Annotated in this window: 23 protein-coding genes and 1 riboswitch; of the genes, 9 read left to right on the top strand and 14 right to left on the bottom strand. The window is 70.1% G+C overall.

Annotation, left to right across the window (positions count from 1 at the left end; all coding sequences use genetic code 11):
• Nucleotides 1-32 precede the first annotated feature (32 nt).
• The 4 genes from ACIO9J_RS19880 to ACIO9J_RS19865 all read right to left on the bottom strand — a co-directional run bounded on the left by ACIO9J_RS19880 (nt 33) and on the right by ACIO9J_RS19865 (nt 4,224).
• Nucleotides 33-1,070 (bottom strand): NlpC/P60 family protein, encoded by a 1,038-nt coding sequence (locus tag ACIO9J_RS19880; protein ID WP_402000737.1) that lies wholly within the window; start codon nt 1,068-1,070, stop codon nt 33-35.
• Between the two features lie 226 nt (nt 1,071-1,296).
• Complete coding sequence (locus tag ACIO9J_RS19875; RefSeq protein ID WP_402000734.1) at nt 1,297-2,331, bottom strand: NlpC/P60 family protein; 1,035 nt, start codon at nt 2,329-2,331, stop codon at nt 1,297-1,299.
• 269 nt (nt 2,332-2,600) lie between these two features.
• Nucleotides 2,601-3,950, bottom strand: coding sequence for an NYN domain-containing protein (locus ACIO9J_RS19870; RefSeq protein WP_402000731.1), 1,350 nt, complete (start codon nt 3,948-3,950; stop codon nt 2,601-2,603).
• Nucleotides 3,951-3,984: 34 nt separating this feature from the next.
• A complete protein-coding gene (locus tag ACIO9J_RS19865; RefSeq protein ID WP_125512349.1) occupies nt 3,985-4,224 on the bottom strand; it encodes a hypothetical protein in 240 nt (79 codons plus the stop codon).
• 175 nt (nt 4,225-4,399) lie between these two features.
• On the opposite strand from ACIO9J_RS19865, the gene ACIO9J_RS19860 reads away from it, so the two are divergent.
• The 7 genes from ACIO9J_RS19860 (at nt 4,400) to ACIO9J_RS19830 (ending at nt 10,726) form a co-directional block, all read left to right on the top strand.
• Nucleotides 4,400-5,131 (top strand): rhomboid family intramembrane serine protease, encoded by a 732-nt coding sequence (locus ACIO9J_RS19860; RefSeq protein WP_402000727.1) that lies wholly within the window; start codon nt 4,400-4,402, stop codon nt 5,129-5,131.
• Nucleotides 5,128-5,409 (top strand): Lrp/AsnC family transcriptional regulator, encoded by a 282-nt coding sequence (locus tag ACIO9J_RS19855; protein WP_098242014.1) that lies wholly within the window; start codon nt 5,128-5,130, stop codon nt 5,407-5,409. The genes ACIO9J_RS19860 and ACIO9J_RS19855 overlap by 4 nt, the downstream gene beginning before the upstream one ends.
• 137 nt (nt 5,410-5,546) lie before the next feature.
• Complete coding sequence (locus tag ACIO9J_RS19850; protein WP_402000724.1) at nt 5,547-5,849, top strand: small secreted hydrophilic protein; 303 nt, start codon at nt 5,547-5,549, stop codon at nt 5,847-5,849.
• A complete protein-coding gene (locus ACIO9J_RS19845; RefSeq protein ID WP_402000721.1) occupies nt 5,770-7,302 on the top strand; it encodes an ATP-binding protein in 1,533 nt (510 codons plus the stop codon). Before ACIO9J_RS19850 ends, ACIO9J_RS19845 begins: the two co-directional genes overlap by 80 nt.
• Nucleotides 7,299-7,961: a response regulator transcription factor gene (locus ACIO9J_RS19840; RefSeq protein ID WP_402000718.1), complete on the top strand. Its 663-nt coding sequence runs from the start codon at nt 7,299-7,301 to the stop codon at nt 7,959-7,961. The genes ACIO9J_RS19845 and ACIO9J_RS19840 overlap by 4 nt, the downstream gene beginning before the upstream one ends.
• 107 nt (nt 7,962-8,068) lie before the next feature.
• A complete protein-coding gene (locus tag ACIO9J_RS19835) occupies nt 8,069-9,481 on the top strand; it encodes an SLC13 family permease (protein ID WP_402000715.1) in 1,413 nt (470 codons plus the stop codon).
• A gap of 36 nt (nt 9,482-9,517) precedes the next feature.
• Nucleotides 9,518-10,726, top strand: a complete 1,209-nt coding sequence (locus tag ACIO9J_RS19830) for a glycerate kinase (protein WP_402000712.1) — start codon at nt 9,518-9,520, stop codon at nt 10,724-10,726.
• Here ACIO9J_RS19830 and ACIO9J_RS19825 read toward each other — a convergent pair.
• From ACIO9J_RS19825 to ACIO9J_RS19800, 6 genes are all read right to left on the bottom strand, one after another.
• Nucleotides 10,666-12,102, bottom strand: coding sequence for an aminotransferase class V-fold PLP-dependent enzyme (locus tag ACIO9J_RS19825; RefSeq protein WP_402000709.1), 1,437 nt, complete (start codon nt 12,100-12,102; stop codon nt 10,666-10,668). The genes ACIO9J_RS19830 and ACIO9J_RS19825 overlap by 61 nt on opposite strands.
• Nucleotides 12,103-12,311: 209 nt before the next feature.
• Nucleotides 12,312-12,429, bottom strand: a riboswitch (SAM riboswitch).
• Between the two features lie 85 nt (nt 12,430-12,514).
• The gene (gene trpD, locus ACIO9J_RS19820; protein ID WP_402000706.1) at nt 12,515-13,579 is read right to left on the bottom strand and encodes an anthranilate phosphoribosyltransferase; all 1,065 of its coding nucleotides are present in this window, start codon (nt 13,577-13,579) and stop codon (nt 12,515-12,517) included.
• 170 nt (nt 13,580-13,749) lie between these two features.
• Nucleotides 13,750-15,384 carry a cytochrome bc complex cytochrome b subunit gene (locus ACIO9J_RS19815; protein WP_402000703.1) on the bottom strand — a complete coding sequence of 545 codons (1,635 nt, stop codon included), beginning with the start codon at nt 15,382-15,384 and terminating at the stop codon, nt 13,750-13,752.
• A gap of 5 nt (nt 15,385-15,389) precedes the next feature.
• Nucleotides 15,390-16,448: a Rieske 2Fe-2S domain-containing protein gene (locus ACIO9J_RS19810; protein WP_402000700.1), complete on the bottom strand. Its 1,059-nt coding sequence runs from the start codon at nt 16,446-16,448 to the stop codon at nt 15,390-15,392.
• Nucleotides 16,445-17,254, bottom strand: coding sequence for a c-type cytochrome (locus ACIO9J_RS19805; RefSeq protein WP_402000697.1), 810 nt, complete (start codon nt 17,252-17,254; stop codon nt 16,445-16,447). The genes ACIO9J_RS19810 and ACIO9J_RS19805 overlap by 4 nt, the downstream gene beginning before the upstream one ends.
• A 75-nt stretch (nt 17,255-17,329) precedes the next feature.
• Nucleotides 17,330-17,950: a heme-copper oxidase subunit III gene (locus tag ACIO9J_RS19800; RefSeq protein ID WP_055566234.1), complete on the bottom strand. Its 621-nt coding sequence runs from the start codon at nt 17,948-17,950 to the stop codon at nt 17,330-17,332.
• Between the two features lie 181 nt (nt 17,951-18,131).
• Between ACIO9J_RS19800 and ACIO9J_RS19795 the strand changes: the two genes are divergently transcribed.
• Complete coding sequence (locus ACIO9J_RS19795) at nt 18,132-18,533, top strand: hypothetical protein (RefSeq protein ID WP_402000694.1); 402 nt, start codon at nt 18,132-18,134, stop codon at nt 18,531-18,533.
• 94 nt (nt 18,534-18,627) lie between these two features.
• Here the strand turns inward: ACIO9J_RS19795 and ACIO9J_RS19790 are convergent, their stop codons facing one another.
• The 4 genes from ACIO9J_RS19790 to coxB form a co-directional block, all read right to left on the bottom strand.
• Nucleotides 18,628-19,875 carry an Ig-like domain-containing protein gene (locus tag ACIO9J_RS19790; RefSeq protein ID WP_402000691.1) on the bottom strand — a complete coding sequence of 416 codons (1,248 nt, stop codon included), beginning with the start codon at nt 19,873-19,875 and terminating at the stop codon, nt 18,628-18,630.
• 158 nt (nt 19,876-20,033) lie between these two features.
• Nucleotides 20,034-20,432, bottom strand: a complete 399-nt coding sequence (locus tag ACIO9J_RS19785) for a cytochrome c oxidase subunit 4 (RefSeq protein WP_402000688.1) — start codon at nt 20,430-20,432, stop codon at nt 20,034-20,036.
• The gene (gene ctaD, locus ACIO9J_RS19780; RefSeq protein ID WP_402000685.1) at nt 20,429-22,165 is read right to left on the bottom strand and encodes a cytochrome c oxidase subunit I; all 1,737 of its coding nucleotides are present in this window, start codon (nt 22,163-22,165) and stop codon (nt 20,429-20,431) included. Before ctaD ends, ACIO9J_RS19785 begins: the two co-directional genes overlap by 4 nt.
• Nucleotides 22,162-23,124, bottom strand: a complete 963-nt coding sequence (gene coxB / locus ACIO9J_RS19775; RefSeq protein WP_402000682.1) for a cytochrome c oxidase subunit II — start codon at nt 23,122-23,124, stop codon at nt 22,162-22,164. Before coxB ends, ctaD begins: the two co-directional genes overlap by 4 nt.
• Before the next feature lie 345 nt (nt 23,125-23,469).
• On the opposite strand from coxB, the gene ACIO9J_RS19770 reads away from it, so the two are divergent.
• Nucleotides 23,470-24,852 (top strand): cysteine desulfurase/sulfurtransferase TusA family protein, encoded by a 1,383-nt coding sequence (locus ACIO9J_RS19770; RefSeq protein ID WP_402000679.1) that lies wholly within the window; start codon nt 23,470-23,472, stop codon nt 24,850-24,852.
• Nucleotides 24,853-24,854: the final 2 nt, after the last annotated feature.

Raw genomic sequence — 24,854 nt, 5'->3', positions numbered from 1 at the left:
GATCGTACGGTGCGCGGCCGCCGGACCGGTGGTCAGATCCGTGTCACGGACGACACCGGCATCATGCCCACCGGGTCGTAGCGCACCGCCGCGCCGGGGTACGGGGCGTGCACCACCTGGCCGTTGCCCATGTACATCCCGATGTGGCTGGCGTCGTCACGGTAGGCGACCAGGTCGCCGGGCCGCGCCTGGGAGAGCGGCACCTGGCGTCCCGCGTACCGCTGGGCCTGCGAGGTGCGCGGCAGGCCGACCCCGGCCTGGCCGTAGGACCACTGCATCAGGCCCGAACAGTCGAAGCCGGACGGGCCGTTGGCGCCCCACACGTAGGGGCGGCCGACGGCGCTGCGCGCGGCGGCGAGCGCGGCGGCGGCGCGCGAGGAGGACGCGGCGCCCGCGCCCGCCATGTCGGGCAGCTCGGTGCGTCCCTCGCCGGAGCGCGACGACCTGTCGTACTCCGCGCGCTCCTTGCTCGGCATCGAGTTGAGCAGCTGCCTGGCCTTGGCGAGCTTGTGCTCGACGGTGCGCTTGTGCCGGGCGACGGCCTTGCGGCTCTTCTCCAGCTCGGCGAGCTTGCGGGTGGCCTCCGCGCGCTGCTGGGAGAGCTGGCGCTGGGCCTGCTGGAGGTCCTTGAGCTCGCCCGCCTGCCGGGAGCCGATGCGGTCGAGGGCCGCGGCCCGCTCCAGATAGCCGTCCGGGTCGGAGGAGAGCATCAGGGCCAGGGACGGGTCGATGCCGCCCGAGCGGTACTGCGCCCCGGCCAGCGAGCCGAGCGCGCCGCGCATCGTGTTGATGCGCTCCTGGCCGCGCGCGACGCTGTCCTTGGTCCGCTCGACCTGCGCGCGGAGCTTGTCCGCGCGCTCGTCGGCCTTGTTGTACGACTCGGTTGCCTGCTCGGCCTGCTCGTACAGCCGGTCCACCTGGGCCCGGGTGTCGGACGGCTTGTCCTGCGGCGCGGCGCCCGCGGGCGCGGCTCCGAAGGCCGCTGCCGCGGTGGCCGCGGCGGCAGAAAGGACGGTGACGCGCGTGCTCCGGTCGAGGCCGGGCTGTGCGGGACGGCGATGGGACCCCACGGGACGCCGCTCTCCCTTCCGCTGAAGGACCCCCGGCTGTCCGGGGGAATGCGCGCCGACAGTAGCCGTGCGACTACGGAGGGGCCAAAGACCTCGCGGGGTACGGAAAGTGCGCGGACAGCCCGGCGCCCCGCCTCAGACGCAGGTCATCAACGGGGCGCGGGGTCAGCGGGAGTTGCCGGAATTCGCCCGTTTGGGCGGTGTCGGCAGCGCGTTGACGTCGGGGTCAGGCGACGCGGACGCCGAACTGGAAGGTGCCCAGGTACGCCATAGACTCGTAGCGCACCACGGCGCCGGGCTTGGGGGCGTGCAGCACCTGGCCGTTGCCCGCGTAGAAGCCGACGTGCGCGAGGTTGTTGAAGAACACCAGGTCGCCGGGCTTCAGCTCGCCGCGGCCGATCTTGGTGCCGTCGTTCTGCTGGGTGTACGTGGTCCGGGTTATGGAGACGTCGGCCTGGGCGTACGCCCACTGGGTCAGCCCGGAGCAGTCGTAGGAGTTGGGGCCGGAGCCGCCGGAGACGTACGGCTTGCCGAGCTGGGTGGCGGCGGCGGCCAGGGCGGCGGCACCGCGGTTGGAGGCGGGGGCCTCCTTGCCGAGGTCCGCGCGGTCGTCTGCGGCGCGGCTCGCGCGCTGGTTCTCCTTGGCCGCCAGGGCCTGCTTCTCCTTGGCGGTCAGCGTGTTGAGGAGCTTCTGCGCCTCGCCGAGCTTGCCCTGGACTTCCTGCTTCTTGCGGCCGAGCTCCTTGCGGGTGTCCGCGAGGTCGTCCAGCTTGCCCGCAGCCTCCTTGCGCTGCTGCGCGAGGTCCCGCTGCTTCTCCTGGATCTTCTTCAGCGACTCGACCTGCTTGCTGCTCAGCTGGTCGAGGGCGGACGCCTTGTCGAGGTAGTCGTCCGGGTCGGAGGAGAGGAAGAGCTGCAGGGAGGGGTCGATGCCGCCGGAGCGGTACTGGGCGCTGGCCATCGAACCGAGGCCGCCGCGCAGGTCGTTGAGCTCCTCCTGGCCGCGGGCGACCTTGTCCTGGAGGTCGCCGATCTGCTTCTCGAGCTTCTCCTGCTTCTCCTTGGCCCCGTTGTACTTGTCGGTGGCCCGGCCCGCGTCTTCGTAGAGTGCGTCGACCTTGGACTTGACCTCGTCCTTGCTCGGCTTCGGCGCGGCCTGGGCGGCGCCCTGCGACGTGAGGGCGACGGCAGCGGCGGCGGTCGCGGTGAGCACGCTCACGCGGGTGCGGCTCGGCTGCTTGGGTCGACGGTGGGACGCCACGAAGGCGGCTCCTTCTTCCTCCAGCCGCCTACCGAGACCCGGTGGGCGGGTACCGCCGCCGTCACCCCGGATGGGTGATCAACCGAGCGGAGGTTCGAGGCGAGACATTAGTGACCTTCTTGTGATCAGTTCAAATCCTGACCAGGAAAAAGTAGGTCTCCGCAGGCATTCTTTACCGACAACCCACAGCCAGTAATGATCTTTTGACGCTACGTCGCGCCCGGCGCATCTCAATTCGGGCATAGGACGCAGGAGTTACGTGCGCACCCTTAGCCCCGCGAAAGCCGCTTGAGGAGCACCACGGAGGCGACCGGACGCGCGCCCGCCTTGGCGATCCCGTCGGCCACCTCGCGGTCGGTCGAGACGACGACCACCGGCCGCCCCGGCGGCTCCGCGCGCACCAGCTGGCGGATCAACTCGTCGGCCGTCACACCGGGCTTGGAGAACAGCACCCTGACCCCGCGCGGCGGCGCGAGCAGCACCGGGGCGGCCAGCTCGGCGCCGTCGAAGACGCAGGTGACCTCCGCGCCCGACTGGAGGGCCAGCTGCGAGAGCGAGCCGAGCAGGCGCAGCCGCTGCTTCTCCAGGGGCATCGTGGGATAGCCGGTCTTGGTGACGTTGTACCCGTCCACGACCAGATGGGCCTGGGGCAGGGCGAGCAGCTGGTCGAGGACCGCCGGGTCGTTCTCGGACAGGGCGCGGGCCGCGATGTCCTTGGGCGACATCCGGCCGGGCTCGACGGCGTCCACGGTCTCCGCGGGCCGCACCGAGACGGGCGGCAGGGCCAGTTCGCGGCGCAGCCCCTGGGCGGACTCCAGGACCGTGTCGAGCAGCAGCCGCAGCCGCATGTCCTCGACGCTGCGGCCCTCGCGGGCGGCCCTGCGGCTGGCTTCGAGCGCGGCCTCGGTCTCGGCGAGCCGCGCCTTGACGCGCCGCGTCTCGCTCTCCGCCGCGGACACCTGGGCCTGCCCCTCGGCGCGCACCGACTCGATCTCGCCGGCCACCTTGCGCAGCGCGGCCTCGCCCCGCTTGACGTCACTGAGGGCCCCGCGCAGCTTGCGGTGCATCGATTCGGCTTCCCTGCGCGCCGATTCGAGTTCCGTGCGCAGCCGCTCGGTCTCGGCCCTGGTCTGGCCGCGGGCGGCGGCGAGTTCCTCGCGCAGCCGCTCCAGCTCGGCCCTGGTCTCCTCGTCGGCGCGCTCGGCGTCGGCCCGCTGGGCCTCCTCGCCCGCCGCGGTGACCAGCTTCACCCAGCCCGTGGGCCGCAGCACGTAGGCCGCGGCCGCGACGTCCAGGGGGTCGGCGGCGGGGGGCGGCGAGCCCGCGTCCAGGGCGCCCGCCAGCTCGGGCTGGGCCTCTCTGAGACGTTCGGCGATGCGCTGGCGGAAGAGCGTGTCGCTCTCCAGCGCGGCCGCCATCGCGTTGCCCGCGAACTTCGCGCGCCGCGTGGGCGTGAAGCGGGCGTACTGCCGCAGCTGTGCGGGCAGTTCGCTCAGGGTGAGCCCGCCGAAGCCGTCCGAGGCGATCTGGACGACCCGCCGACGCACTCCGTCGGGCAGCGGGCGGTCGAGCACCTCAGCGGCGCCGTCGTCCGGCTCCCCGCTCGCGCTCTCCACCATCCGTCACCCCACTAGCTGTGCGGGCCCCGCTCCCTCAGGAGCCGGTGCCCGGCCTGTCCACGAGTTCCACCTGGTCCACTGCGTTGCACCAGCGGCAGCGCACGGACTCGATGGTCTCACTGACCACCTCACGTTCCTCGACGTTCGACTCACCGGCCAGGTCGAGATGGACATACTCGACGACCTTCGACGTCCGGGTCACGTCGAAACGCGTGAGATTGCCGCACAGCGTGCAGCGCCACCGGGTGGTGTCGGTCGGCAGGGGAACCGTCATCGTGGCTGTATCGCTTTCGTCGGTGCCCGTGAAGCTCCGGAGCGGCGGAGCCGGCACGGGGCTTCCTTGATGCGTATTGCCCGTAACCCTAAGGCCTGTAAGGGGTGCCACGCGGCGGCCTCCGGTGCGGCATGGCGGTCTGTGCAGGTAGCGCCCGTTACGTCATGCTCTGTTCATGATCAACACATGGGGTTCGAAGGCGGGCCGGCTGCTCCGCGGACAGTCCGCCCCGGTGACGTACGGGCTGATCGTCGTCTGCTGCCTGGTCTTCCTGGTCTCCCCGGTGTCCGGATTCAACCCCGGGTACGGCGAAGGCTCCCGGCTGCTCGCCGCCCAGCAGGCGTACTTCGAACGCTGGGGCGTGGTACCCGTCGAACTGTTCAGCGGGGTACCGCGGGCCGCCCTCGGACCGCTCACCGCTCTCTTCGTGCACGGAAGCTGGCTTCATCTGCTCGGAAACATGCTCTTTCTGTACGTATTCGGGGCGATGGTCGAGGAACGCATGGGCCACCTCCAGTACGCGCTCTTCTACGTCGTCTGCGGATACTTCGCGCTGCTCGCCTACGCGGCCGCGCACGCCGGATCCGACAAGACGCTCGTCGGTGCGTCGGGGGCGATCTCGGCCGTCCTCGGCGCCTTCCTCTATCTCTTCCCGAAGGCGCGCGTCACCAGCCTCTTCCCGTTCCTCTTCTTCCTGCCGCTGCGCTTTCCCGCCTGGGTGGTGCTGCCGTTCTGGGTGGCGTTGCAGTGGCTGGCGGCGGGGCAGGGCGGGCAGGGCACGGGGGTGGCCTATCTGGCCCACCTGGTGGGGTTCTCGCTCGGGTTCCTGTACGCGTGGGGCGTCTACGGGTGGCGGGCTAAGGTGAAGGGCACAGCACCGGCCACCGAGGGAGACAGTCAGCCATGATCACCGCGATCGTGCTCATCAAGACCAGCGTGGACCGGATTCCGGAGATCGCCGAGTCGATCGCCGCGCTCGACTGCGTCAGTGAGGTCTTCTCCGTCACCGGCACGTACGACCTGATCGCGATGGTCCGCGTCACGCGCCACGACGACCTCGCGGACGTCATCCCCGGCCGGATCAGCAAGATCCCCGGCGTCGAGGGCACGGACACGCACGTCGCGTTCCGCACGTACTCCCAGCACGACCTGGAGGCCGCGTTCGCGATCGGCCTCGACTCGTAGGCACCGGGCACGTCCGGTTCGACTCGTAGGCACCGGGGACATCAGGACGGTCCGGGGCGTGGGGTGCCCACCCGCATGAGGGTTTCTTCATCCGGCGCTCATCCTGGCGCCGCGGTACGTCCCCCACCCTCGCTGTCATGGTCTTCTCCCACCGCATGGCCGCTCTGGCCGCCGTCGTCGCGATCCCGCTGGGCATCGCCGCGACCAGCTACGCCCTGACCGACAGCCCGCAGTCCCCCAAGGCCCCGCCCAAGGTGGAGCTGGAGAGCGGCTCGCCGTCGTCGAAGCCCACCACGCCCCGGCCGACGCCGAGCGACGAGAAGGTCACCCCGCCGCCGGTGAGCGAGAATCCCTCGGGCGATGACAACGACGACGACGGCAACGAAGGACCCGAAGGCCGGGGCGACAACGACGACGACGGACCCGGTGACGACGGCTGAGCGGCCGCACCGCTGGATATCGGCCCGTGTCCGCATCCTGCTCTGGCTCCTCGTGGTGATGACCGTGGCGCTCACCGCGGTCGCCGCCACCACCCGTTCCGTGCTGCTGCGCGACGTCGACCACCGCATCGACGGGCTGCTCGCCCAGGAGACCGGCGAGTTCACCAATCTGGCCCGCGAGGGCGTCGATCCGCACACCGGCGAGAAGTTCACCGCCCCCGACCCCCTGCTCCGGCTCTTCCTGTCCCGGCAGTACGCCGACCCCGACGAGGAGCTGCTCGGCCTGGTCGGCAGGCCCGGCGGGGTGCCCGCGAAGAAGGAGCAGTCGCGCGAGCCGCGGATCGACCATCCGCTCGCCGAGGACCCCGCCGCGCTGCGCACGGTCTTCGAGTCTCCCGACGCGACCGGCACGCTCCACCGCGACCGCGGCGAGATCCGCTGGGCGAAGGTGGAGATCGCACCGAGCGGCAGCCATCCGGCGGCCGCGTTCGTCGTGGCCTTCCACCCCGCGGGCGAACAGGCCAAGGCCGGCGACGTGTTCACCATGCTGCTCGCGATCTCCGGCGTCGCGCTCCTGATGACGACGGGCATCGGCTGGGCCGTCGCGGGCCGCATCCTCAAACCGGTGCGCCTGGTGCGCACGACCGCGGCGCAGCTCACCGAGCAGGATCTGACCCGGCGCATCCCGGTCCAGGGCAGGGACGACATCGCGGCCCTCGCCGAGACGTTCAACGGCATGCTGGACCGCCTGGAGCGGGCCTTCGCCGCGCAGCGGGAGTTCGTCGACGACGCGGGCCACGAGCTGCGCACCCCCATCACCATCGTCCGCGGCCATCTGGAGCTGATGGGCGACGAGCCGGGCGAGCGCGAGGAGACCGTGCGCATCGTGACGGAGGAACTGGACCGGATGAGCCGCATCGTCGAGGACCTGCTGCTGCTCGCCAAGGCCGAGCGCCCCGACTTCGTCACCCCGGAGCCGGTGCAGCTCGCCGAGCTGACCGCGGACGTCTTCGTGAAGGCGCGGGCGCTCGGCGAGCGGGACTGGGCGCTCGCCGAAGTCGCCGACGCCGAGGCCGACCTCGACCCCCAGCGCATCACCCAGGCGATGGTGCAACTGGCCCAGAACGCCGTCCAGCACACCGCCCCCGGCGGGCGCGTCAGCATCGGCTCGCGGCTGTGCGAGGGACGCGTCGAGCTGTACGTCGCCGACACCGGACCCGGCGTACAGCCGCAGGACGCAGCGGTGATCTTCGAGCGGTTCCGGCGCGGCACCGCGCGGCGCGGCTCCCGCGCCACCGGTGCGGGGCTCGGCCTCGCCATCGTGAAGGCGATCGCCGAGAGCCACGGCGGGCGCGTGGAGCTGCGCCCGACGGAGGGCGGCGGCGCCACCTTCGTCCTCGTACGGGACCAGCGGGACCAGCGGGAACAACAGAGAGGGGCAGCGCACCCGTGAACCGGATCCTGATCGTGGAGGACGAGGAGCGCATTGCCTCCTTCGTCGAGAAGGGCCTGCGCGCCAACGGCTTCACCACCACGGTGGTCGGCGACGGCGACAGCGCCCACGACTACGCCCTGACCGGCGGGTTCGACCTGGTCGTCCTGGACATCGGGCTGCCGGGCAAGGACGGTTTCACGGTCCTGCGGCAGCTGCGCGAGGCCCGGGTGAGCACGCCCGTCATCGTGCTCACCGCCCGCGATTCGGTGCGCGACACCGTGGCGGGTCTCGAAGGCGGCGCCGACGACTGGATGACCAAGCCGTTCCGCTTCGAGGAGCTGCTCGCGCGGGTCCGGCTCCGGCTGCGTACGGCGGCGCGGGCGCCGGAGGTGACGGTGCTGCGCAGCGGGGAGCTCACGCTCGACCTGCGCACCCGCAGGGCCCGTTCGGACCAGCGGACGGTGGATCTGACGGCACGTGAGTTCGTGCTGCTCGAACTGTTCCTGCGCCACCCCGGGCAGGTGCTCTCGCGGGAGCAGATCCTGTCGCACGTGTGGGGCTACGACTTCGATCCGGGCTCCAACATCGTGGACGTATACGTCCGCGCGCTGCGCAAGAAGCTGGGCGCGCAACGGGTGGAGACGGTGCGCGGGATGGGCTATCGGCTGCCGGAGTGAGTGCGGGGGCGTCGGGGTGGCCGTGGGAGCACCGGCGGAGCCTTCGGTGAACTTCCCTTCATCTTCGGCTCATTGAGGGCTCACGGCGTCCGACCACGCTGAACCGCGTGACCCTGAACCCGCGCCAGGCCGTGACCCTCTGCATCGCGCTCAGCATCTGCGCGCTGCTCGTGGTCCCCGGAAACTTCCCGGGGCTGAGCGGCGACGCCCGCCTCACCCTCGGCGTCTTCGCCCTCGCGACCTGCGCCTGGATCGGCACGCCGATCGACGACACCTACATCGCGCTCGGCGCGGGCCTCGCCCTCACCGCGACCGGGGTGATAAGCAGCGACACCCTCTTCGGCACCCTCGGCGACGAGACGGTCTGGCTGCTGATCTGCGCCTTCGTGCTCGCGGCCGCGGTGGCGCGCAGCGGGCTCTCGGGACGGGCGGCGGCGTTCTTGGTCAGCGGGGCACGCAGCGTACGGCAGTTGACCCATCTGACGACCGCCGCGCTGGTCGTGACGGCCTTCGCGGTGCCCGCCACCTCGGGGCGCGCCGCGCTCGCGCTGCCCGTCTTCCTGGCCCTCGCCAAGGTCCTCGCCGACCGGAAACGACTGGTCGTGATGCTCGCGTTGCTGTTCCCGACCGTGATCCTGCTGTCCGCGGTCGCGACCCTGATCGGCGCGGGCGCACATCTGATCACCGTGTCGGTCCTCTGGGAGGCCACCGGCGAGCGCATCGGCTTCACCCAGTGGCTGCTGCTCGGTCTGCCGCTGGCCGTCGCGTCATCCCATCTGGCGGCGGAGGCCGTCCTGTTGACGACCACCCGGCGCGCGGACCGCAAGGGCCCGGTCCGCATCACCCTCGACCAGCTCCAGGAGCACAGCGAACAGCCGGTCACCGGGGCCTGGGAGCCGGCCGAGACGCGCTGCGCCCTGCTGCTCGCCACCGTCGTCGTGCTCTGGTGCAGCGAGCCCCTGCACCAAGTGCCGCCCGCCGTCGTCGCGTTGATCGGCGCGGTCGTCGCGGCCTCCCCCGCCCTCGGCACCGTACGCCTCAAGGACGCCCTGAAGACCGTCCCCTGGTCGCTGCTCCTCTTCATGGCCGCGACGATGGCGATGGGCGTCGCGCTCGCCGACTCGGGCGCGGCGAAGTGGCTGGTCGGCGGCCTGCCCCTGGACCTGCCCCCGTGGCTGTTCCTCACCGTGGTCGTCACCGTCAGCACGGCCGCGCACCTGGTCCTCCAGTCCCGCTCGGCCCGCTCCTCCGTCCTGGTCCCGCTGGTCGTCGCGGCGGCCGTCGGCGCGGGCGTGAACCCGGTCGCGGCCGCGCTCGCCTCCACCGCGGCCGCGGGCTTCTGCCACACGCTGCCCGCCTCGGCCAAGCCGGTCACGCTCTTCGCCGAGGTGCCTGGCGTTCCCACCTACACCCCGCGCGACCTGCTGCGGCTCTCCGCCGTCCTGGCCCCGCTGTCCGCCGCGCTCGTCCTGCTGTGCGCCGTGACGCTGTGGCCCCTGCTCGGCGTACCCGTCCGCTGAGCCCCGCCCTCGCCGACCACCCTTCTGGAGACCCTCATGCTGACCCGTTTCGCCATCGCCCCCAGCGGCTTCAAGGAGTCCCTGTCCGCGAGCTCCGCGGCCGAGGCCATCGCCGCGGGCGTACGCCGTGTCGTCCCGCACGCCGAGACCGATCTGATCCCGCTGGTGGACGGCGGCGAGGGCACGGCGCGCGCGCTGGCCGCCGCGGACGGCGGCCGCCTCGTCGCGCTGCCCGCCACCGGACCCGTCGGCCAGCCGATCGGCACCCACTTCGCGCTGCTGCCCGACGGCACCGCGGTGGTCGAGATGGCGGCGGTGGCGGGCCTCTCACTGGTCCCCCGCGATCTGCGCGACCCGGGCGCCACCACGACGTACGGCGTCGGCGAGCTGATCCGCGCCGCCCTGGACGCGGGCGCGCGGCGCATCCTGGTCGGCTGCGGCGACTCCGGCACCTCGGACGGCGGCGCCGGTGCGCTCCAGGCCCTCGGCGCCCGCCTCCTGGACGTGGACGGCTGGGAACTGCCGCGCGGCGGAAGGGAGTTGAAGCGGCTGAGCCGCATCGACACCGGCGGCATCGACCCGCGCCTCGCGGCCACCGAGATCCAGGTGGCCTGCAACCCCTTCAACGTGCTGTGCGGCGACCGAGGCGTGGCCCGCGTCTTCGGCCCGCAGAAGGGCGCGACCGCCACCCAGGTCGAGGAGCTCGCCGCCGCGCTGGAACACTGGGCGTACGTCCTCACCCGCGACCTGCGCGTCACCGCCGATCTGCGCCTGGGCCTCGGCACGGGCGCGTCCGGCGGACTCGGCGCCGGACTCGCGGCCCTCGGCGCCGCCCTGCTCCCCCGCTTCGACGTGCTGCTGGGCAGGCTCGACCTGGACGCCAGGCTCGCCCGCGCCGATCTGGTCATCACCGCCGAGGGCGCCCTCGACCACCAGACCCCGCGCGGCAAGATCCCCGCCGAAGTGGCCCGCCGCGCCAAGCTGTTCGACCGCCCGGTGCTCGTGCTCGCCGGCACGATCGGCCAGGGCGCCCACCACGTGCGGGCGGCCGGTGTCGACGCCTACAGCTCGATCCTGCCCGCGCCCGTCTCACTGACCGAGGCGCTCGGCCGGGGCGGCGAGTTCCTCACCGACGCGACCGAGCGGGCCCTGCGGATGATCCAGCTCGGCTCGCGCCTGCCCGCTCAGGCCGCGACGGTGTCGTTGCCGCGGTCCGGCACGCAACGCCCGTCCTCGGTGCGGTAGTTCCACCGCGCGCCGTCGGCCACCAGCTCCTTGACGGCGCGCACGAAGCGCTCGACGTGCTCGTCGGGGGTGCCCGCGCCGAAGCTCACGCGGATGGCGTTCAGCGACTTCTCGCCGGGCGCCGCCTCGGGGGCACCGCACTCGCCGGGCTCGTCGGCCTCGCCGCCGAGCAGGGTGCGCACCAGCGGGTGGGCGCAGAACAGGCCGTCGCGCACGCCGATGCCGTACTCGGCGGAGAGCGCCGCGGCGAAGTGCGAGCTGTTCCAGCCGTCCACGACGAAGGAGATGACGCCGACGCGCGGCGCGTCGTCACCGAAGAGCGAGAGCACGCGCACCGCGGGCACCTCGGCGAGCCCCTCGCGCACCTTCGCGATCAAGTGCCGCTCCCTGCCGACCAGTTCGTCGAAACCGGCCTCGGAGAGCGCCTTGCAGGCGGAGGCGATGGAGTAGACGCCGATCACGTTCGGCGACCCCGCCTCGTGCCGCGCGGCGGTGTCGTGCCACTCCACGTCCACGCCGCCGCCTGCTTCCTTGGGGCGTCGCGCCACCTTGCGCGAGGCGCCGCCGCCCGCGAGGTAGGGCTCGGCGCCGCGCAGCCAGTCGGAGCGCCCCGCGAGCACGCCCGAGCCGAACGGCGCGTACAGCTTGTGCCCGGAGAAGGCGACCCAGTCCACGTCCAACTCCTCGACGGAGACGGGGTGGTGGGGCGCGAGCTGCGCGGCGTCGAGCACGATGCGGGCACCGTGCGCGTGCGCGGCGGCGGCCAGTTCGCGCACCGGCCAGAGCTCACCGGTGACGTTGGAGGCACCGGTCACGCAGACCAGGGCGGGACCGTAGGGGTCGCGGTCGGCGAGCGCGCGCTCCAGCGTCTGCACGGCCTCGTCGGGGGTGCGCGGCGCGTTCAGGTACGTCACCCGCGCGTCCCGCCAGGGCAGCAGCGAGGCGTGGTGCTCGGTCTCGAAGACGAACACCTGGCAGTCGGCGGGCAGTGCGGCGGCGAGCAGGTTCAGCGAGTCGGTGGTCGACCGCGTGAAGATCACCTGGTCGTCCTCGCGGCAGCCGAGGAACTCCGCGACGGTGGTGCGGGAGTTCTCGAACAGGTCGGTGGAGAGCTGCGAGAGGTAGCCGGCCCCGCGGTGCACGCTGCCGTAGTACGGGGCGTAGGCCGCCACGTCGTCCCACACCCGCTGCAAGGCGGGCGCGCTCGCCGCGTAGTCCAGCGCCGCGTACGTCACCTCGCCGCCGGTGACCAGCGGCACGGTGACGTCCCTGCCGAGCACGGGCAGCGGCGCGGCACAGCAGGGGTCGGCGGCGTCGGTGGCGGAGGGGGTGGCGGCGGGGGCGGCGGCGACCTGGGCGGCGGGGCGTGCGGACATGGCGGTATCTCCCTGCGGGCATGGCGGAACAGCTGCGTACGTTCCCGCACGACGGCAGCACGAAGCGCTCGTCCGGTGCGGGTGGTGCCTCGACGCGCGGCGCTCTCGGCCGGGCGGAGGTGGGTACTGCAAACGGGGCCGGAGGCCCTATCGCATTCGCTTGCTCACGAGACTGCTCCCTTGAGGACCAGGACCCCAGGGTTGCGAGGGGTCCGCGCTTGCCATACGCCTTGCTGCGTACGACCTGGTCTTCACCCGGGGCACCCCGCCACGGACGGAGGGTTGCCGGACAGCGGGCCGGGGCCGTAGTCGCTGTCACTCATGACCTGTGCAGCATCCTGCCACACGATCTTCGCCGCGCAAGGCGCAGTCCAGGATCCGGACTGCGCCGTGCGTCACACCGGCGGGCCGCTCAGCGGTTGGTGGCCGCCACCCAGCGCTCCAGCGCCTTCTTGGCGGCCCCGGAGTCGATGGCCGCGGCGGCCCGCGCCATGCCGGCCCCGATCTGCTCCGCGAACGGCTCGTCGGTCGGCTTCAGGGCCACCAGCGCAGCGGCCGCGTTGAGCAGCACCGCGTCCCGCACGGGACCGGTCTCGCCGTCCAGGAGGCGCAGCGCGACCTCCGCGTTGTACGAGGCGTCCGCGCCGCGCAGCGCGGAGATCGGCACCAGCTCGATGCCGACGTCCCGCGGATCGAAGGTCTCCTCGCGCACGGCACCGTCGCGCACCACCCAGACGCGGGAGGTCCCCGTCGTCGTCAGCTCGTCGAGACCGTCGTCGCCGCGGAAGACCAGGGACGAGTGGCCGCGCTCGGCGAAGACGCCCGCCACGATGGGCGCCATCCGCGCATCGGCGACGCCGACCGCCTGGGAGCGCACCCTGGCCGGGTTGGTGAGCGGACCGAGCAGGTTGAAGACGGTCCTGATGCCCAGCTGCCCGCGGGCCGCGCCCGCGTGCCGCAGCGCCGGGTGGAACTTCACCGCGAAGCAGAAGGTGATGCCCGCCTCCTCCGCGACCTCCACGACCCGCTTCAGCGGCAGCTCCAGGTTGACCCCGAGCTTCTCCAGTACGTCGGAGGAGCCCGAGGCGCTGGAGGCGGCGCGGTTGCCGTGCTTGACGACCTTCGCGCCGGCGCCCGCAACGACGATCGCGGACATGGTCGAGATGTTGACGGTCTTGGCCCCGTCGCCGCCGGTCCCGACGATGTCGACGGTCTCCCCCGGCACCTCGATCACATTGGCGTGCTCGTACATCGTGCGGACCAGACCGGAGATCTCCTCGACGGTCTCGCCCTTGGCGCGCAGCGCGACCACGAAGCCCGCGATCTGCGCGTCGGTGGCCTCGCCCCGCATGATGCGGTCCATCGCCCACGCGGTGTCGTCGGCGCTCTGGTCGCGCCCGTTCAGCAGGCCGTTCAGTACGTCGGGCCAGGAACGGCCCGCCGCGGTAGTGCCTCCTGCGGGGGTCACAGCGCTCATGGCCGCTCCTGGGGTTTCTAGTCGTCTTGGTCACCTGGGGTGACGCGCCCCTCGATGAGGGACGGGACCACCCTATCCAGCGCCAGGGACGGCAAAGAGCCCCGTCCATGAGATGGACGGGGCTCCTGCCGTGGCGACCTTGTGGTCAGAGCTTCAAGAGCTTCGGTTGATCAGTGGTGGCCGTGGCCGCTCGTGATCTCCTTGTACTCATCGGCGGTGGGCTTGGGGATCTGGTTGTCCTCCCCGTAGTAGCCCTTGGAGAGCTTGGCCCGGAGCTTCTCGGAGCCGGACACCTTGCGCTCGACGCCGTTCTCGTCGACCGAGGGGCCGATCTCGAGCGGCTGGTACTGCTCGTGCGCCGTGAGGGTGTGCAGCTGCTCCTGGCTGAGCGGCTCGTGGATCTCGACGAACTCACCGTGCGGCAGGCGCTTGATGATGCCGGACTCGCGCCCGTGCAGCACCTTGTCCTTGTCGCGCCGCTGCAGACCCATGCAGATCCGCTTGGTCGCGATGAAGGCGATGACCGGTCCGAGGAAGAAGAAGATCCGGACGAACCAGGTGATGGCGTTCAGCGACAGGTGGAAGTGCGTGGCCCACAGGTCGTTACCACCACCGACCAGCATGATGAAGTACGCCGTGATCCAGGCGACACCGAAGGCCGTACGGGTCGGGGCGTTGCGCGGGCGGTCCAGGATGTGGTGCTCGCGCTTGTCCCCGGTGACCCAGGACTCGATGAACGGGTAGACCGCGATGGCCACCAGGACCAGCGGGAAGACCGCCAGCGGGATCATCACGCCCAGGACGAGCGTGTGGCCCCAGGCGTTGATCTCCCAGCCCGGCATCACACGGATCAGACCCTCGGCGAAGCCCATGTACCAGTCGGGCTGGGCGCCGGTGGACACCTGGTCCGGACGGTACGGGCCGAGCGCCCAGATCGGGTTGATCGAGGCGATCGCCGCGATGGCCGCGATGACACCGAAGACCAGGAAGAAGAAGCCTCCGGCCTTGGCCATGTAGACCGGGAGCAGCGGCATGCCGACGACGTTCTTGTTGGTCTTCCCGGGCCCCGCGAACTGCGTGTGCTTGTGGTAGAAGACCAGGATCAGGTGCGCCACCATCAGGCCGAGCATGATGCCCGGCAGCAGCAGGATGTGCACCGAGTAGAACCGCGCCACGAAGTCGCCGCCCGGGAACTCCCCGCCGAACAGGAACATCGACAGATACGTGCCGATGACCGGGACGGACAGGATCGCGCCCTGCATGAAGCGGACACCGGTGCCGGAGAGCAGGTCGTCCGGGAGCGAGTAACCGGTGAAGCCGGTGAACATGCCGAGGACGAACAGCAGGAAGCCGAACAGCCAGTTGACCTCACGCGGCTTGCGGAAGGCACCCGTGAAGAAGACGCGCATCATGTGCACGAACATCGCCGCGAGGAAGATCAGCGCCGCCCAGTGGTGGATCTGCCGGATCAGCAGACCACCGCGCACATCGAAGGAGATGTGCATGGTCGAGTTGAACGCCTCGGACATCAGCTGACCCTGCAGCGGGACGTAGCTGCCCGCGTACTCCACCTCGTTCATCGACGGGTGGAAGAACAGCGTCAGATACACACCCGTGAGGATGATGATGATGAAGCTGTACATGCAGATCTCGCCGAGCATGAAGGACCAGTGGTCCGGAAAGATCTTGCGCATGTTGGCCTTGGCCAGGGAGTAGATCCCCAGCCGGCCGTCGGCCCAGTCCGCCACCCGCTCACCGGCGGGCGCCTTCTGCCGATTGTCGTTCGAAGCATTCGAATTGCTCATCGTGCTCATCCGCGCTCCCAGAAGGCAGGACCGACGGGCTCTTCGAAGTCGCCGAGCGCCTCGAGGTAGCCCTCCTCGTTCACACCGATGCGCAGCTGCGGCAGGGCGTGACCGGCCGGGCCGAAGATCACTCGGGCGCCGTCGGAGAGGTCGAAGGTGGACTGGTGGCACGGGCAGAGGACGTGGTGCGTCTGCTGCTCGTACAGGGAGATCGGGCAGCCCACGTGGGTGCAGATCTTGGAGTACGCCACGACGCCCTCGTGCGACCACTCGAGCTCGCGCTTGTCCTTGATGTTCTCCGGCTGGATCCGGACGATCATCAGGGCGGCCTTGGCGATCTGGGTCTGGAAGTCGTGGTCGTGCTCCGACATGCCCTCGGGCATCGCGAACGTCAGCGAACCGACCTGCACGTCCGAGGGACGCAGCGGCTCGTGGGTGTTCATGTTCACGAGCATCTTGCCCTTGGCCCACTTGGTGTGCCGGAGCTTGTCCTCGGGCAGCGGCCCGAGGTCACGCAGCAGGACGACACCGGAGAGCGGGACCAGCGCGAGGGCGCCGAACATCGTGTTGCGGATCAGCTTGCGCCGGCCGAACTGCGACTCCTCGGCACCGGCCTTGAAGTCGGCCATGACCTTGGCCTTGACCTCGGGCTCGGCCGCGATCGCGTGCCGCTCGTCGGCGATCTCCACGTCGGACATCAGGGTGCGGGCCCAGTGGACCGCGCCCGCGCCGATGCAGAACAGCGCCACGCCGAGGGTCAGACCCAGGGCGAAGTTCAGGCCGCTGATGTGACCGATCGGCCAGACGAAGATGTTCTTGTCCGCGGGAATGGTCACGAACGAGGCGATGAAGCCGACCGTCGCCAGCATCGACAGCGTGAACATGAACGCGATCGCGCGCTCGGAGCGCTTCGCGGCCTGCTCGTCGATGTCCTGGACACGGTGCTCGTGGGGCGGAAGGCCCGGGTCGGCGAACGGGTTCTCGTCCGCGACCGCCACCGAGCCGTGCTCGGCCCCCTGCTCGCTGGGCAGGTTCTTCTCTTCTGGAATCTCTTGGCTACTCATGACTTCTTGGCCTTTGCGGTCCGAGCGGCGACCCACACGGCGACCGCGATCAGCGAGCCGAGGCCGAAGATCCAGCCGAACAGGCCTTCACTGACCGGACCCAGACCACCCAGCTTGAGACCGCCAGGGCTCTCGGTCTTCTCACCGTTGACCGCGTCGAGGTACGCGATGATTTGCTTCTTTTCCTTCTCCGGCATCGTGGTGTCGGGGAAGGACGGCATGTTCTGCGGGCCGGTCTGCATGGCCTCGTAGACGTGCTTCGGGGAGACACCCTCGAGCGAAGGCGCGAACTTGCCGTGCGTCAACGCACCACCTTCACCGGTGAAGTTGTGGCACTGGGCACAGTTGGTGCGGAACAGCTCGCCACCCTTGGCGATGTCCGCCCCGTCCGGGCTGTACTGCTTCTCGGTCGGGACCGAGGGACCGGCGCCCAGCGACGAGATGTACGCCGCGAGCTGGTCGATCTGGGCCTGGTTGTAGATGACCTTCTTCTTGGGCGCCTGGGCGCCCTGCTGCTGGAGCGGCATGCGCCCGGTGCCGACCTGGAAGTCGACAGCGGCGGCGCCCACGCCCACCAGGCTCGGACCGTCGGAGGAGCCCTGACCGCCGGTTCCGTGGCAGCTGGAGCAGCCCACGGCGTAGAGCTTCTTGCCCTCGTCGATGGCGAGGGACTGGGCGGTGTCATCGGCCTGCGCCTTGTCCGCCGGCGCGAACGCGGCGTACAGCCCCCCGGTGGCCGCCAGCGCGAGGAGTAGGACGACGACCGCCGCCAGCGGATGGCGTCGTCGTGCGGAGAGCTTTTTCACGGATTACCCCGGTGTCAGGATCTTCTGCGTCGATGCTTCTGGAATGTGTCGGTATGTCGCGTGAGCGACGCGCCGCTACTTGATCATGTAGATCGTGGCGAAAAGGCCGATCCAGACCACATCGACGAAGTGCCAGTAGTAGGACACGACGATGGCGGCGGTCGCCTGTTCGTGGGTGAACCTCCTGGCCGCGTAGGTGCGACCGAGGACCAGCAGGAAGGCGATCAGGCCGCCTGTCACATGCAGTCCGTGGAAGCCGGTGGTCAGGTAGAAGACCGAGCCGTACGGGTCGGACGAGAGCGAGAGGCCCTCGTGCTTGACCAGCTCGGTGTATTCGTACACCTGACCGCCGATGAAGATCGCACCCATGATGAAGGTGACGATGAACCACATCCTGAGCTTCTTCACGTCGCCACGCTCAGCGGCGAACACGCCGAGCTGACACGTGAGAGAGGAGAGCACCAGGATGGTGGTGTTCGTCGCCGAGAACGGGAAGTTCAGGGCCGAAGCCATTTCCTTCCAGTGATCAGGACCTGTCACCGATCGCAGGGTGAAGTACATCGCGAAGAGGGCCGCGAAGAACATCAGCTCGGAACTCAACCAGATGATGGTTCCGACGCTGGTGAGGTTCGGTCGATTGACCGGCGGGTGCGCGTGCCCGGTATCTACTGTCGTTGCTGTCGCCACGACCGACATTATGTCGGTCGCTTATCTCGCTCTCACCCCGGGGGGTGCCGTTCGGAGTGTCTGCGGGGTGTGTCCTGCCCGGATGGCCCATCGGAGGCCTGTCCGAACCGGTGTTGACGGGGTGTCGGGAGGAGTAGCATCCGCGCATCGGTTCCCGTCCCATGACGCAGCTCGACGTATCGGAGGAACAATGCAGCCGACCGCCACGGTGCTGGTCTACAGCGACAACGCGAGCACCCGCGAGCAAGTCCGGTTGGCCACCGGGCGCAGGCCGGCGACGGACGTTCCCGGGGTCGAGTTCGTCGAGTGCGCCACGCCCGCCGCCGTGCTCAAGGAGCTGGACCGGGGCGGCATCGACGTCTGTGTGCTCGACGGCGAGGCCAGGCCCGCCGGGGGCATGGGGGTGTGCCGCCAGATCAAGGACGAGGTCTTCCAGGCCCCGCCCGTGCTGCTGCTCATCGGGCGCCCGCAGGACGCCTGGCTCGCCACCTGGAGCCGGGCGGAAGCGGCGGTGACCCTTCCGGTCGAGCCGGTGGAGTTCGCGGACGCCCTGGCCGCCCTGCTGCGCTCCAGGCTCGCCGTCGGCGCCTGACGCGCCCGCCGTCGGGGCCCGTGCCCCGCGTCCCGATCACGACAGAGGGCCCCGCGCCGTCGCGCGGGGCCCTCTGTGCTGTTCTGCGGGGCCGCTAGACCTGCGGCCGCAGTCGGGCCGCTTCGACCGCCGCGGGGCCCTCCTTGGCGCCGCTCAGGAGCGCGCTGCCCTCGCGCCACTTCTTCCAGCCGACGTTCCAGTCGCCGTAGCCGTTGCCGAACGGGTCCATGTCCTCGCCGTAGCTGTTGACGACCGTGACGATGTCGCCCTGGCGGACGGTCTCGTAGAACCAGGCGGCGTTGCCGGTGCTCATGCCGGTGCAGCCGTGGCTGGTGTTGTCGTAGCCCTGTGAGCCCACCGACCAGGGCGCCGCGTGGACATATTCACCTGAATCAGTGACGCGGGTCGCGTAGTACACCTGCTTGTCGTAGAAGTCGGAGGCACCGATGCTGGCGCTCGTCATGCGGACGACGTACTCCTTGCCCAGGACCACCTTGACGCCGTTGCGCGTGGAGAAGCCCGGCTTGCCCGTGGTCACCGGGATGGAGTTGATCTCCTCGCCGTTGCGGTAGACCGTCATCCAGTGCGACGAGGCGTCCGTCACAGCCACGATCTTGTCGCCCGTGGTCAGCTTCAGCGGCTTGGCCGCGCCGCCCCACAGCTTGTCGTTGACCTTGATGCCCTCCAGGTTGCTGGAGACATTGATGGTCGCGTTGGCGGGCCAGTACTCCTTCGGGCGGTAGTGCAGCGTCTCGCTGTCCACCCAGTACCAGGCGCCCTCCGTCGAGGGCATCGACTGGACGCGCAGGGCGCGTTCGACGATCGCCCTGGCCTCCTTGCCCTTCACCGGGGCGCTGAGCTTGGCCGTGACCGGCTGGCCGACGCCGTACTTGCCCGCGTCGGGGCCGAAGGTGACCTTCAGCTGCTTCTTCTTGGCGGCCTCGGTGGTGTCGAAGGTCATGACCTTGCGGCCGGGCGAGCCCTCCTCGTCCTCGGTGCTCACCCGCACCGTGTAGTGGGCGCCCGCCGCCAGCGGCACCGTGCTGTGCCACCGGGCGCCGTCGGCGGAGAGTTCGCCCGCCACGTACCGCCCCAGCGCGTCGGTGGCCGTCACATCGGTGATGCGCCCGTCCTCGCCCTGGGCGGTCACCTCGAGGGGCTTGTCCGGATCCGCCTTCTGGCTGCCCACGGGGCCGTTGAAGGCGATCTGGCCGGCCGCGTCGTACGGCTTAGCCGAGAGCGGGTGGCCGTCGGAGCTGCCGCATGCCGTGGCCCCCGCACCGAGGGCGGCCACCAGCATCGTGCAGCTCAGTACCGTGCGGATTCGCGGTGAGTGGCTCATACATCACACGGTATGAAGGTTGGTCAGGTCCGGCGCGGCGAGTGACCCGTACGAGGGTCTCCCACGGGTGGCGCGGCCCTTCCGGGCGTACGCGAAGGGGCCCGGACGCTCCTCGCGGAGTGTCCGGGCCCCTTCGGTGCGGAACGGGAACTACAGACTCACTGGGTCTGGTTCTCGCCGCGGTAGTACTCGAATACCCAGCCCCACAGGCCGATCAGCAGGATCGGGGCCGAGAAGTACAGCAGCCACCAGCCGAAGACGACACCCATGAAGGCGAGCGCGCCACCGACGGCCAGGGAGAGCGGCTGCCAGCTGTGCGGGCTGAAGAAGCCCACCTCGCCGGCCTCGTCCGCGACGTCGGCCTCGGTGTTGTCCTGTGCGGCAGCGTCGACACGCCGGGCCGTGAAGGCCAGGTAGTAGCCGATCATGATGCACAGGCCGAAGGCCAGGAAGAGCGCCGTGGTACCGGCCGGCTCCTTCGACCACACGCCATAGACGATCGCCATGGCGAGGACGAAGACGCTCAGCCAGATGAACATCTTGCCCTGGATCTTCACTTGCCGGCCTCCTTGGTGCCCGCGAGCGCCTTGTCACCGTGACCGGCGTTCTCGAGCTGGTCGAGCGCGGCGATCTCGGGGTGGTGCAGGTCGAATGCCGGGGATTCGCTGCGAATGCGCGGCAGGGTGAGGAAGTTGTGCCGCGGCGGCGGGCAGGACGTCGCCCACTCCAGCGAACGGCCGTAGCCCCACGGGTCGTCGACCTCGACCTTCTTGCCGTACTTCGCCGTCTTCCAGACGTTGTAGAAGAACGGCAGGACCGACAGGCCGAGCAGGAACGAGGAGATCGTCGAGATCGTGTTCAGCGCGGTGAAGCCGTCGGCCGCGAGGTAGTCCGCGTAACGACGCGGCATGCCCTCGGCACCGAGCCAGTGCTGCACCAGGAACGTGCCGTGGAAGCCCACGAACAGCGTCCAGAACGTGATCTTGCCGAGCCGCTCGTCCAGCATCTTGCCGGTGAACTTCGGCCACCAGAAGTGGAATCCGGAGAACATCGCGAACACCACGGTGCCGAAGATGACGTAGTGGAAGTGCGCGACCACGAAGTACGAGTCGGAGACGTGGAAGTCCATCGGCGGCGAGGCCAGGATGACGCCCGTCAGACCACCGAAGGTGAAGGTGATGAGGAAGCCGACCGCCCACAGCATCGGTGTCTCGAAGGACAAGGAGCCCTTCCACATCGTGCCGATCCAGTTGAAGAACTTCACGCCTGTTGGTACGGCGATCAAGAACGTCATGAAGGAGAAGAACGGTAGGAGCACACCGCCTGTGACGTACATGTGGTGGGCCCACACCGTCACGGACAGACCGGCGATCGCGATCGTGGCTCCGACCAGACCCATGTAGCCGAACATCGGCTTTCGGGAGAAGACCGGAATGACCTCGGAAATGATGCCGAAGAACGGCAACGCGATGATGTACACCTCTGGATGGCCGAAGAACCAGAAGAGGTGTTGCCACAGCAACGCGCCACCGTTGGACGCGTCGAAGATGTGCGCACCGAATTTACGGTCCGCCTCCAGGGCGAACAGCGCGGCGGCGAGCACCGGGAAGGCCAGCAGCACCAGGACACCGGTGAGCAGCACGTTCCACACGAAGATCGGCATGCGGAACATGGTCATGCCCGGTGCGCGCATGCAGATGATCGTGGTGATGAAGTTGACCGAGCCGAGGATCGTGCCGAAGCCGGAGAAGGCCAGACCCATGATCCACATGTCGGCGCCGATGCCCGGCGACCGGACCGCGTCCGAGAGCGGGCTGTAGGCGAACCAGCCGAAGTCGGCCGCGCCGTTCGGCGTGAGGAAACCGCCGACCGCGATCAGCGAGCCGAACAGGTACAGCCAGTAGGCGAACATGTTCAGCCGCGGGAAGGCGACGTCGGGCGCGCCGATCTGCAGCGGCATGATCCAGTTCGCGAAGCCCGCGAACAGCGGCGTCGCGAACATCAGCAGCATGATCGTGCCGTGCATCGTGAACGCCTGGTTGAACTGCTCGTTCGACATGATCTGCGTGCCGGGGCGGGCGAGCTCGGCGCGCATGAAGAGCGCCATCACACCGCCGATGCAGAAGAACGCGAACGACGTGACCAGATAGAGCGTGCCGATCGTCTTGTGGTCAGTGGTGGTCAGCCACTTGATGACGACGTTTCCCGGCTGCTTGCGCCTGACCGGCAGCTCGTCCTCGTACGAGTCGTCTGCTGCCGCGGCACCCTGGGGTTCGTTGAGGATGCTCACAGGTTGTTCGTCTCCCGGTTCTTCTCGTGGCCCGTCTGCTCGATGCCGGCCGGGATGTAACCGGTCTGGTTCTTCTTCGCGAGCTCTTCCAGGTGCTTCTGGTAGCGCTCGGGAGAGACGACCTTGACGTTGAAGAGCATCCGGGAGTGGTCGACGCCGCAGAGCTCGGCGCACTTGCCCATGAAGGTGCCCTCCTTGTTGGGAGTCACCTCGAAGGCGTTGGTGTGGCCCGGGATCACGTCCTGCTTCATGAGGAACGGCACCACCCAGAAGGAGTGGATGACGTCACGCGAAGTGAGGACGAAGCGGACCTTCTCGCCCTTGGGGAGCCACAGGGTCGGGCCGGGGTTGCCGTTCTGGGGGTTCCGCTCGCCGGGCGTACCGACTTCGTAGACACCGTTGGCGTTCGCCGGGAAGTCCTTGCGGAAACGGTCCGGAATGGCGTCCAGGTCCTTGGACGTCTTGGCGTTGTCCTTGCCTGCGCCCGGCACGTTCTCGACGTAGTTGAAGCCCCAGCTCCACTGGTAGCCGACCACGTTGATCGTGTGGGCGGGCTTGTCGTCGAGAGCGAGGAGCTTCGACTCGTCGCGTGCCGTGAAGTAGAACAACACGGAGACGATGACGAGGGGGACGACCGTGTACAGCGCCTCGATGGGCATGTTGTAACGCGTCTGCAGAGGTACTTCCACCTTGGTGCGGCTGCGCCGGTGGAAGATGACGCTCCACAGGATCAGGCCCCAGACCAGCACGCCCGTGGCGAGCGCTGCCGCCCACGAGCCCTGCCAGAGGGAGAGAATCCGAGGAGCCTCTTCCGTTACCGGGGTGGGCATTCCAAGGCGGGGGAAATCCTTATATGTGCAACCGGTGGCGGTCACCAGGATCAGGCCCGCAGTCAGCACCTGCGGCAGCTTCCGCCGCATCGGGCGCCGCGACGAGCGGTCGGAGCCGTTGGGACTCACGTAGCGCCTTCCCGAGAGTCTCGCCCGCACTTGATGGCTGCGGCCTTCTCGCTGGTCGGCTGCCGCCCTGCGGCGGGCAGGGGTTTGGATGTTTATGCGGACCAAACCCTACTGGACGCTATTTGGGGTCGCGCGGGGAGGGTGCCTAACGCGCCGCGGGTCACTCCGAAGGGTGGGCGCCCTGCCGTCGACGGCCTTCTGACGGAGGGTCGGAACGCCCGTCGACTCGGCGGAATCTCCTGGTCCGCGACTGCGGGCCCGTCGTGGCTCGTCGCGCGGTTCCCCGCGCACCTACGGGGCGCTCCCCCGGGGCGCGCCCCCGAGAGGACGTTCTAGCGTGGGCGCGTGGCCTACTTCGATGTTGCTTCCTCCGCTCCCCTGCATCCCGTCGCCCGGCAGGCCCTGGTGGCCTCGCTGGACGAGGGGTGGGCCGATCCGGCGCGGCTCTACCGGGAGGGGCGGCAGGCCAGGCTGCTGCTCGACGCCGCGCGCGAGGCGGCCGCCGACGCCGTGGGGTGCAGGCCCGACGAGCTCGTCTTCACCTCTTCGGGGACCCGCGCGGTGCACTCCGGGATGACGGGCGCGCTGGCCGGGCGGCGGCGCGTCGGAAACCACCTGATCGTGTCGGCCGTCGAACATTCGTCGGTGCTCCATTCGGCCGCGGCCCATGAGGCGGACGGCGGGGCGGTCACCGAGGTGCCGGTGGGCCGGGGCGGGGCCGTCGATCCCGGGGCGTACGCCGCGGCGCTGCGCGCGGACACCGCGCTGGCCTGTCTGCAGTCCGCCAACCACGAGGTGGGCACCGAGCAGCCGGTGGCCGAGGTGGCCGCCGCGTGCCGCGCGGCCGGGGTGCCGCTGCTCGTGGACGCGGCGCAGTCGCTGCCCTGGGGTCCCGTGGAAGGGGACTGGTCGCTGCTCACCGGGAGCGCCCACAAGTGGGGCGGGCCCGCGGGGGTGGGACTCCTCGTCGTACGCAAGGGGGTGCGGTTCGCCCCGCGAGGCGCGGTCGACGAGCGGGAATCGGGGCGAGCCGCCGGATTCGAGAACATCCCGGCCGTCGTGGCGGCGGCCGCCGCGCTGCGGGCGGTGCGCGCCGAAGCGGTCGCGGAGGGCGCGCGGCTGCGGGAGCTGACGGAGCGGATCAGGGCGCGGGTGCCCGAGCTCGTGCCGGACGTACAGGTGGTGGGCGATCCGGTACAGCGCCTTCCGCACCTGGTCACCTTCTCCTGTCTCTATGTCGACGGGGAGAGCGTGCTGCACGAGCTGGACCGGGCGGGCTTCTCGGTGTCGTCGGGCTCCTCGTGCACCAGCTCGACGCTGACCCCGAGCCATGTGCTGCGCGCCATGGGGGTGGTGAGCGAGGGGAACGTCAGGGTCTCGCTGCCGATGGGTGCCGACGACGCGGAGGTCGAGCGATTCCTCGACGTGCTGCCCGGGGTGGTGCGCGGGGTGCGGGACACCCTGGGGGCACCGGTCGCGGGCGGGGGCGGCGGCGGGGACGCCGATGCCGTGACCGTCGACGCGCTGGGGACGAGCTGCCCGCAGCCGGTCATCGAACTGGCCGGGGCGATCGGCCGGGTGCGGGTGGGCGGCACCGTCACGGTGCTCGCCGACGACGAGGTCGCCGCCGTGGACATTCCCGCGTGGTGCTGGACGCAGCACCACGAGTACGTGGGTGAGCGGCCGGCGGACCACGGCACCGCTTATGTGGTCCGCCGGAGCTCGTGACC

Source organism: Streptomyces sp. NPDC087300 (assembly GCF_044744425.1).
Taxonomy (GTDB): domain Bacteria; phylum Actinomycetota; class Actinomycetes; order Streptomycetales; family Streptomycetaceae; genus Streptomyces.
Note: the sequence above shows the minus strand (reverse complement) of the source record. Positions and strands in the feature narration are given on the sequence as shown.